This is a genomic window from Yersinia sp. LJYL362 (genome assembly GCF_048323875.1).
In genome coordinates, this window is record NZ_JBLWEX010000082.1 from 1 (window position 1) to 9,945 (window position 9,945).

A 9,945-nucleotide genomic window follows, 5' to 3' on the forward strand; every position below is an offset into this window, starting at 1 on the left:
CCAACTGGGAAAAACTCAACCCATATTGGCGGGCAGCCATCGGCACTAAACTGTGGCTGGTCATACCCGGTGAAGTATTCACTTCAAGCAGGTAGAAACGGCCATCGCTATCTTGCATAACATCAACACGTCCCCAGCCGCTGCAACCTAATGCCTGATAGGCCTGTAATGACAATGCGGCTAATTGTTGCTCTAACTCAGCACTCAAGCCACTTGGGCAGAAGTACTGAGTCTCATCAGACAGATATTTAGCTTCATAATCATAAAACACACCGGGCGCTTGGATCCTGATGGACGGTAAAACATCCTCACCGAGGATCGCGACGGTAAATTCTGGCCCACTCAACCATTTCTCAATCAGCACATCAGTGTCGTGGCGGAAAGCTTCAACCAGGGCCGATTGCAATTGATTCGCCCTTTCAACCTTGCTCATTCCTACGCTAGAGCCTTCATGGCTTGGCTTAACGATTAAAGGCAGGCCAAGCTTAGCGACACACGCCGCCAATTCCTCTGACGAAAGTGTTTCAAACTGTTGACGGTTCAGCGCGACATAAGGCGAAATAGGCAAACCTGAAGCTTGCCACACCAATTTGGTGCGCAATTTGTCCATTGTGAGCGCTGAAGCCATCACGCCACTGCCGGTATAAGGCAATTGCAGAAACTCCAACATCCCTTGCAGCGTACCGTCTTCACCACCGCGACCATGCAAAGCGATAAAGACCTTATCAAAGCCTTGTTCTTTAAGCTGTGTCACCGGAAAATCTTTAGTATCAATGCCATGAGCATCAATACCCGCTTCTCTCAAGCCCGCTAATACCGCCTGGCCTGATAACAATGACACTTCACGTTCAGCAGAGGTCCCACCCAGCAGTACCGCAACTTTCTCAGCCATGATGTTCCTCGTCTTTTGTCTGTGGCTGCAATTTAAGCTCAGCCAATTTACGGGCAATCTTACCAATGTTGCCTGCGCCCTGAACCAGAATCAGGTCATCACCCTTTAGCACTTGCGCTAACACCTCGGGAACCGTATCACTGTCTGACACCAAAATAGGGTCCAACTTGCCACGATTACGGATGGTACGGCACAAGGAGCGGCTATCCGCGCCTGGGATCGGCGGTTCTCCGGCGGCGTACACATCTAACATCAGTAAAACATCAACTTGCGACAAGACATTAGCAAAGTCGTCATACAAATCACGCGTTCGGGTATAACGGTGCGGCTGGAAAACCATCACGATACGTTTATCCGGCCAGCCCGCGCGTGCAGCTTTAACGGTGGCATCCACTTCTGTCGGGTGATGACCATAGTCATCCACCAGCATTGCACTGCCTTCTTTGCCGTTAACCGGTGCCAGCGGGAAGTTACCAAGAAAATCAAAACGACGGCCAGTCCCCTGGAACCCTGCCATTGCACGCAGGATGTCATCGTCTTCAATGCCTTCTTCTGTCGCGACAGCCACGGCAGCAGCCGCGTTCAGCGCGTTATGACGGCCCGGTGCATTCAAGGTCACAGTCATCAATGGCTTATCCAACCGTTTCAGTGTGAAGTGCCCCTGCGGGCCTTCTTGCCGATAGCTGGCAATCTGCACATCAGCGTCATCACTGAAACCGTAAGTCGTGATATGGCGACCTACCCGTGGCAACAACTCGCGCACCACCGGATCGTCGATACACATCACGGCGCGGCCATAGAATGGCAAGTTGTGTAAAAAGTTAATAAATGTTTGTTTTAAATTCTCAAAGTCGCCCTGATAAGTATCCATATGGTCGGCTTCGATATTCGTGACAATGGCGACCATCGGCTGCAAATGTAGGAATGATGCATCACTCTCATCCGCTTCTGCTATCAGATAACGACTCGACCCTAAACGAGCATGAGTGCCAGCCGCTTTGACCAAACCACCATTCACAAATGTTGGATCCAGACCCGCTTCGGCATAAATACTGGAAACCATCGCTGTTGTGGTGGTTTTACCGTGAGTACCCGCAACCGCAATCCCATGACGATAACGCATCAGTTCAGCCAACATTTCTGCGCGGCGGATCACCGGAATACGCGCCTCGCGTGCCGCGACAATCTCCGGGTTATCCGCAGAAATGGCCGTTGAAACCACCACCACACTGGCATCCAACACATTCTCTGGGCGGTGATGGAAATAAATTTGTGCGCCCAATGAAGTCAAATGCTGAGTGACCGGATTGGGTGCTAAATCTGAACCGCTAATCTGATAACCTTCGTTTGCCAACACTTCAGCGATACCACCCATGCCGGCACCACCGATGCCAACAAAGTGAATGTGCCGGACGCGACGCATCTCGGGCACGATAGTTCGTAGTTTCGCTAATTGTTGTGTATTCACGTTTTTCTTCACTTTTTTGTCTGTTACATATTCACAGCCCGCATAAATGCGAGCGATAACTATCTTTTCATCACTTACTGGCAGCGACCACTTCGGCCGCCACTCGCTCAGTGGCGTCAGGGATAGCCACCAGTCTTGCTTGCTCGGCCATCGCTAATAAGGTGGGACGATCCCACTCGGCTAACAGGTTGCTCACCGCTTGTGCGGTAAATTGTGGCTGTTCGATAATTTTGGCGGCACCGGCTTTTTCCAACGGCAAGGCATTCCAATATTGCTGCCGGTCTTTATGTTGGAACGGCACAAAAATCGCCGGTAACCCTGCGGCGGCGACTTCGCTGACCGTCAACGCACCGGAACGGCAAACCACCACATCAGCCCAGGCATAAGCCGCAGCCATATCATCAATAAACTCGACGACCTGATGCTTATCACCCTGCCCTGCTTGCTGGTAAGCTTGCAGCACATCGGGTAATGCGTCTTTACCCACTTGGTGCCAAATAGTTATCTGTTCACCCAATGTTGCTGCAACCTGCGGCAGGGTTTGATTCAGTACTCGTGCCCCTTGGCTGCCGCCAATGACTAACACTCGAACCGGCCCTTCACGACCAGCCAAACGCTCAGCCGGTAATGGCAGCGCCAATACATCAGTACGAACCGGGTTACCCACCACGTCGGCGTGCGGGAATGCGCCCGGAAATGCCTGTAAAACCTTTTTCGCGATTCTGGCCAACCAGCGGTTAGTCAAACCCGCAATGCCGTTTTGTTCATGCAAAACCACCGGAATGCCGCACAGCCATGCCGCCAAACCACCGGGGCCGGAAACATAACCGCCCATTCCCAGCACCACGTCCGGCTGGTAATCACGCATGATTTTCTTCGCCTGACGCACCGCGCGGTATATACGCACTGGTGCGGCCAGTTGGGCCATCAAGCCCTTACCACGTAAACCAGAAATCTCAATGAAATCAATTTCAATGCCGTTTTTGGGTACCAATGACGCTTCCATTCGGTCTACAGTGCCTAACCAACGCACCTGCCAGCCTTGCGCCATCAGATGATGAGCCACGGCCAAACCGGGGAAGACATGCCCCCCAGTGCCACCCGCCATCACCATTAAACGCTTGGTCTTGCCACTCATCGGGCACTCCTTACAAACGCCTGGGCTTTTGCCAGACGTGTTTCAAAATCAATGCGTAACAACAACACTATGGCCGTTGACATAATAATCAGGCTCGAACCACCGTAACTTATCAGCGGCAGTGTCAAACCTTTGGTTGGCAACATTCCAGCAGCAGCCCCAACGTTAACCAGCGCCTGGAAGCTAAACCAGACACCAATCGAACAGGCCAAAAAGCCAGAAAATCGCTGATCTATCTCTAAAGCGCGACGCCCAATGGACATAGCACGAAAAGCGACGAAGAATACCATTAACAATGCAAGAACCACACCGAAATACCCGAGTTCCTCGCCTAAAATCGAGAAAATAAAGTCAGTATGGGCTTCCGGTAAATACTCTAGTTTCTGCACTGAATTCCCTAAGCCCTGCCCCCAAAATTCACCGCGACCAAAAGCCATCAGCGATTGGGTCAACTGGTAACCACTGCCGAAGGGATCAGCCCATGGGTTCCAGAATGATGTCACACGGCGCATACGATAAGGCTCGGCGACAATTAGCAGGCAAACGGCAAACACACCGGAGCCGATAATGGCTAAAAACTGCCACATTTTGGCACCGGCCAGGAACAACATCGCCAGTGTGGTGATAAACAACACCACCACGGTACCTAAATCGGGCTGCGCGAGCAGTAATACGGCCAAAATAACCATCACGCCCATCGGTTTACAGAAGCCCCAGAAGTTACTCCGGACCTCTTCCACCTTACGCACCAGATAACTGGCCAGATAACAAAACAGCGACAACTTAGATAGTTCTGCGGGCTGAATACGCAGCGGCCCGAGTGAGATCCAGCGGGATGCCCCGTTGACCGAACTCCCCACCACCAACACCACCAACAGCATCACGATAGAAATCAGCAACATAATATTGCTGTAGCGCTGCCAGACGGCCATCGGAATACGCAGGGTCACCAGCGACATACCAAAAGCCAGTGCCAGATACAGCGCATCACGCTTGGCAAACAGGAAAGGGTCACCTGCCAGACGCTGACCAATTGGCATCGATGCCGATGTCACCATCACAAAACCGATAATCGCCAAACCGAATGTCAGCCACAGCAAGGTTCTGTCGTAAAGCACCATGCTAGTGGCGTCGCTTTCGCGCGACCCCATCACAAAATGTTTTACGGTATTAAACAGCCCCAGCCCCGGCATACGCATCAGCCCAACTCCTCTGCCAGACGAGCAAACTCATCACCACGTTGCTCGAAACTGCGGAATTGGTCCAAACTGGCGCAGGCGGGCGATAACAACACCATATCGCGCGGTGCTAATGATTTCGCCAGCAGCACCATGGCCTGTTCCATCGTTTCAGTCAGTTGCGACACTTCCGGGCGCAGTTCAGCCAGTTGCTCGCCATCACGACCAAAACAGTAAATCTTGACATGCTCGCCTTGCAAAAAGCGGGTTAACCCGGAGAAATCTGCCGATTTCCCATCGCCGCCTAATAACAGATGCAAAGTGCCATCCACCTGTAGGCCATCCAGTGCTGCTTCGGTACTGCCCACATTGGTGGCTTTGGAATCATTAATCCAACGCACGCCATTACGCTCAAGCACCAATTGGAAACGGTGTGGCAGACCGGTGAAGGTGGTCAACGCGGTCAAACTTGATGAGCGCGGAATACCGACCGCATCCGCCAGCGCCAGTGCGGCCAGCGCATTGGTGTAGTTATGTCGCCCGCTCAATTTCATTTCTCGGGTATTGAGCACTTTCTCACCACGAACCCGCAGCCAGATTTCGCCCTGCTGCTTATTCAGATGGTAATCACCGACATCCACCCCAAAGCTGACACAGCGGCTATCAGCACCACGCACCGGCATAGTGAGCGCGTCATCGGCATTCACAACGCAAACTTTAGCGTTTTCATACACCCGCAGTTTGGCTGCGCGATATTGCTGCAAACCGAACGGATAACGGTCAGTGTGATCTTCCGTCACGTTTAGTATGGTGGCCGCACTGGCACGCAGGCTTGAGGTGGTTTCCAACTGGAAACTGGACAACTCCAACACCACCAATGGGTTTTCGTGTTTTTGCAAGGTCAGCTGTTTCAATAACGTCAGAGCCGGAACACCAATGTTGCCCCCAACGCCCACCTGCCAGCCAGCCGCTTTCGCCATCTCGCCAACCAGAGTCGTCACCGTGCTTTTACCGTTAGAGCCGGTAATCGCTACCACCGGTGCCTGATTTTCACGACAAAACAGCTCGATATCGCCGACAATCTCAACCCCCGCGTCAGCGGCTTCACTCAAAGCAGGATGTGCCAACGCAATACCGGGGCTGGCCACAATCAAATCAGCGTCCAATAACCACTGCGAATTCAAGTCACCGACATGACGTTCGACATTTTCGGGTAATTTGTCCAGGCCCGGTGGATTGATTCGGGTATCCATCACACGCGGCGTTACGCCACGTATCATAAAGAAATCAACGCAGGAAAGGCCGGTTAGCCCCAGCCCGATAATGACGACTTTCTTACCCTGATAATCAACCATAATTACCGCACCTTCAGCGTCGCCAGGCCAATCAGCACCAGCATCAGCGAAATAATCCAGAAGCGCACGATCACCCGCGGTTCTGGCCAGCCTTTAAGTTCGTAATGATGATGAATCGGGGCCATACGGAAAATGCGCTGCCCACGTAACTTAAAGGAACCGACTTGCAAGATGACCGACAGTGTTTCAACCACGAACACCCCGCCCATGATCACTAATAAAAACTCTTGGCGCAGCAATACCGCGATGGTACCCAGCGCCCCGCCCAATGCCAAAGAGCCAACATCGCCCATAAAGACTTGAGCCGGATAGGTGTTGAACCATAAAAAGCCCAGCCCAGCCCCGACAATCGCGGTGCAAACAATCACCAGTTCGCCAGCGTGACGCAGATAAGGGATATGCAGGTATGCGGCAAAATTCATGTTACCGGTCGCCCAAGCCACCAGTGCAAAACCACCCGCGACAAATACCGTAGGCATAATCGCCAACCCATCCAACCCATCGGTCAAATTAACCGCGTTGCTGGTACCCACAATGACGAAGTAAGCCAGCAAGATATACAGCAGACCCAACTGGGGCATGATGTCTTTGAAGAAGGGCACCACCAGCTCAGTGGCCGGAGTATCTTTACCGATGCTATACATCGCGAAAGCCGCAGCCAGCGCAATAATGGACTGCCAGAAATATTTCCATCGGGCAATCAAGCCCTTGGTGTTTTTGCGTACCACTTTGCGGTAATCATCAATAAAACCGACAATCCCATAACCAATAAGAATGAACAGCACACACCAGACATACGGGTTAGACGGATAAGCCCACATCAGCACCGAAATAGTGATGGAGAACAGGATCAACAGCCCGCCCATGGTGGGGGTGCCGCGCTTGCTGAAATGTGACTCTGGCCCGTCATTACGCACGACTTGACCAATCTGCAATTTCTGTAGATAGGCAATCAGGTGCGGCCCCATCCACAATGAGATAACTAATGCCGTCAACAGACTGACAATGGCGCGGAACGTCAAATAGGAAAAGACGTTAAAGCCCGAGTAAAATTTTACTAAGTATTCAGCCAACCAAACTAACATGATGCCTTCTCCTGTAACGCACGCACGACATTTTCCATGGCGGCGCTACGTGAACCTTTAATTAAAACGGTGATAACCGGATGTTCGAGCAGCAACTCACTGACACGGGCTGCCAAAGTGTTCTTATCCTGAAAATGTTCGCCGCACCCGCTTGCATCGCTAAGTGTCTGACTTAATGTACCCACGCTAAGGACTTTATCGATGCCCGCCTGTTTTGCGGCTTCGCCCACCTGACGGTGGCAATCGACTGCGGTTTCACCCAACTCGCCCATATCACCCACTACCATTACCCGGTAGCCCGGCATTTCCGCCAGCACCTGTGCGGCGGCGGTCATGGAGCCGACATTGGCGTTGTAGCTGTCATCGAGCAGCAATTTGCCCGCAGCAAGTTCGATGGGGAATAAGCGGCCCGGTACGGCCTGTAATTGCGTCAGCCCGTCACGAACGGCAGCTAAACTAGCGCCGACCGACATGGCTAACGCCGCGGCGGCTAATGCATTGGCAATGTTATGTCGCCCCGGCAGTGGCAATTCGATAGCCACAGTGCCGAAGGGAGAATGCAGAGTGAAATGAGTGACTTGCGGTGTAATACGCACGTCACTGGCAAAGAAATCGATATCTTCTGCGCCGAGAGGCGCAAAACGCCATACGCGCTTGTTATGCAATGTTTCCTGCCAGTGCGGCCAGTCATTGCTATCAGCATTAATAATCGCAGTACCATTCGCGGGTAAGCCGGCGAAAATCTCGCCTTTGGCTTGAGCCACACCGGCCAGTGAGCCAAAACCTTCCAAATGTGCGGCAGCTAAATTATTCACCAAAGCACTTTCCGGGCGGCTTAAGTCCGTGGTGTAAGCAATTTCTCCGATATGGTTAGCGCCGAGCTCAATCACAGCAAAATCATACTCGGGCGTCAGACGTAGCAAGGTCAGCGGCACGCCGATATCATTATTAAAGTTACCGGCGGTATAAAGCACCTTGCCACATTGGCGCAGAATCGCCGCAACCATTTCTTTTACTGAGGTTTTACCGGAGGAACCGGTTAAGGCTACCACACGGGCAGGCACTTGTTGGCGCACCCATGCAGCCAATTGTCCTAATGCCAGACGGGTGTCTTTGACCACTAATTGTGGCGCCCCCACCAGTAAGCGTTTACTTACCAGCAAAGCACCAGCACCAGCGGCAACAGCATCTTCTGCAAAGTCATGTCCATCAAAACGCTCGCCTTTCAGCGCAACGAACAAACACCCCGGAGTGACCTTACGGGTATCAATGGTCACTTCGGTAATATCAGTGTTATCGCCACCCATATATTCAGCGTTTAGCAGCGTGGACAGGAAATGCAGTGAGACCTTAATCATGCCACCACCCCCAACAAACGCGCGACAGTGACTCGGTCGGAGTAATCCAAACGGCGATTGCCGACCAATTGATAATCTTCATGTCCTTTGCCCGCAATCAACACCACATCATCGACTTTAGCTTGCATGATAGCGCTGGTCACGGCTTCTGCGCGGCCATGAATGGCTTGCGCATGTCCGGCATCCAGCAATCCACTGAGGATATCGGCGACAATCGCCTGCGGCTCTTCACTACGTGGATTATCATCAGTGACAACCACCCGATCAGCCAGTTGTTCCGCGATACCGCCCATAAGTGGGCGCTTACCTTTGTCACGATCACCACCGCAACCAAACACACACCACAGTTGGCCTTTACAATGTAAACGTGCCGCCGCCAGTGCTTTTTCCAATGCATCCGGTGTGTGGGCATAATCCACCACTACCGTCGGTTTGCCCGGCGCGTTAAACACTTCCATCCGCCCACACACTGGTTGTAGATGAGGTGCGGCAGCTAATAATTGAGTTAGTGGGTAACCCAGCGAGAGCAGTGTTGCCAGTGCCACCAGCAAGTTACTGACGTTGAAGGCCCCCATCAGGCGGCTTTCTAACTGACCAGCACCCCAGCTTGAGTCAAAAACAATGCTGGCACCATTATCGTGATAGTGAACCTGAGTGGCTGATAGCCATGGGCCATTCCAACCGACAGGAATATTGCCTTCCATACTGACGGCGGCAGCTTGCGGTAACTGCCCTAACCAGCGGCGACCGACTTCGTCATCAGCATTAATGATTTTGTGTTCGGATTGATGGGTGGAGAACAGCAGCCATTTTGCCGCTTCGTAACTCGCCATATTGCCGTGATAATCCAGATGATCGCGGCTTAAGTTAGTGAACACTGCGGCGGCAAACGGTAATGCGGCTACGCGGTTCTGAATCAAACCGTGGGAGGAGACTTCCATCGCGGCAAAAGTCGCCCCTTGGTCAACCAGATTGCGTAGCAAATGCTGGATATCAACTGCCGAGCCGGTGGTGTTTTCCGTCGGGATAACCTGCCCTAACAGACCATTGCCAACCGTCCCCATCACTGCGCTGGTTTCGCCCAACATCTGAGCCCATTGCGCCAGCAATTGCGTGGTGGTGGTTTTACCATTGGTTCCCGTCACACCGACCAAACGTAATGCAGCCGCCGGCTGATGGTAAAATTGCCCCGCCAGCTTGGATAAGTGCTGATTCAAGTTACGCAGATATATAACAGGGACACCATGCATCTCGACCATGCTGGCATCCGGTGCCACGTCATCAGCTTCAGCCACCACAGCCGCCACACCTTGAGCGATGGCTTGCGGGATATAGCGACGCCCGTCCGTCTGGTGGCCGACAATAGCGACAAATAAATCCCCGGCAGCGGCAACACGGCTGTCTAATGTCATTTCCCGTAGCGCACGCTCCGGGACGTCTAGCCCCCAAGGAGCGAGTAAGTCGCGCAAAT

General features: G+C 52.6%; 8 protein-coding genes. All 8 read right to left on the minus strand.

Annotated elements, in window-relative coordinates:
* On the minus strand, window positions 1-892 hold an 892-nt coding region (locus tag ACNSO8_RS03475), incomplete at its 3' end, for a D-alanine--D-alanine ligase (protein WP_418393829.1).
* Window positions 885-2,360 carry a UDP-N-acetylmuramate--L-alanine ligase gene (gene murC / locus ACNSO8_RS03480; RefSeq protein WP_418393830.1) on the minus strand — a complete coding sequence of 492 codons (1,476 nt, stop codon included), beginning with the start codon at window positions 2,358-2,360 and terminating at the stop codon, window positions 885-887. The genes ACNSO8_RS03475 and murC, both read right to left, overlap by 8 nt.
* A gap of 70 nt (window positions 2,361-2,430) precedes the next feature.
* Window positions 2,431-3,498: an undecaprenyldiphospho-muramoylpentapeptide beta-N-acetylglucosaminyltransferase gene (murG, locus tag ACNSO8_RS03485; protein WP_418393831.1), complete on the minus strand. Its 1,068-nt coding sequence runs from the start codon at window positions 3,496-3,498 to the stop codon at window positions 2,431-2,433.
* Complete coding sequence (gene ftsW / locus ACNSO8_RS03490; RefSeq protein WP_418393832.1) at window positions 3,495-4,697, minus strand: cell division protein FtsW; 1,203 nt, start codon at window positions 4,695-4,697, stop codon at window positions 3,495-3,497. The genes murG and ftsW overlap by 4 nt, the downstream gene beginning before the upstream one ends.
* A complete protein-coding gene (gene murD / locus ACNSO8_RS03495; protein WP_418393833.1) occupies window positions 4,697-6,031 on the minus strand; it encodes a UDP-N-acetylmuramoyl-L-alanine--D-glutamate ligase in 1,335 nt (444 codons plus the stop codon). Before murD ends, ftsW begins: the two co-directional genes overlap by 1 nt.
* 2 nt (window positions 6,032-6,033) lie before the next feature.
* On the minus strand, window positions 6,034-7,116 hold the full coding sequence (mraY, locus tag ACNSO8_RS03500; RefSeq protein ID WP_418393834.1) for a phospho-N-acetylmuramoyl-pentapeptide-transferase: 1,083 nt from the start codon (window positions 7,114-7,116) through the stop codon (window positions 6,034-6,036).
* Window positions 7,110-8,474 (minus strand): UDP-N-acetylmuramoyl-tripeptide--D-alanyl-D-alanine ligase, encoded by a 1,365-nt coding sequence (murF, locus tag ACNSO8_RS03505; protein ID WP_418393835.1) that lies wholly within the window; start codon window positions 8,472-8,474, stop codon window positions 7,110-7,112. The genes mraY and murF overlap by 7 nt, the downstream gene beginning before the upstream one ends.
* Complete coding sequence (murE, locus tag ACNSO8_RS03510; RefSeq protein WP_418393836.1) at window positions 8,471-9,943, minus strand: UDP-N-acetylmuramoyl-L-alanyl-D-glutamate--2,6-diaminopimelate ligase; 1,473 nt, start codon at window positions 9,941-9,943, stop codon at window positions 8,471-8,473. Before murE ends, murF begins: the two co-directional genes overlap by 4 nt.
* Between the last annotated feature and the right edge of the window lie 2 nt (window positions 9,944-9,945).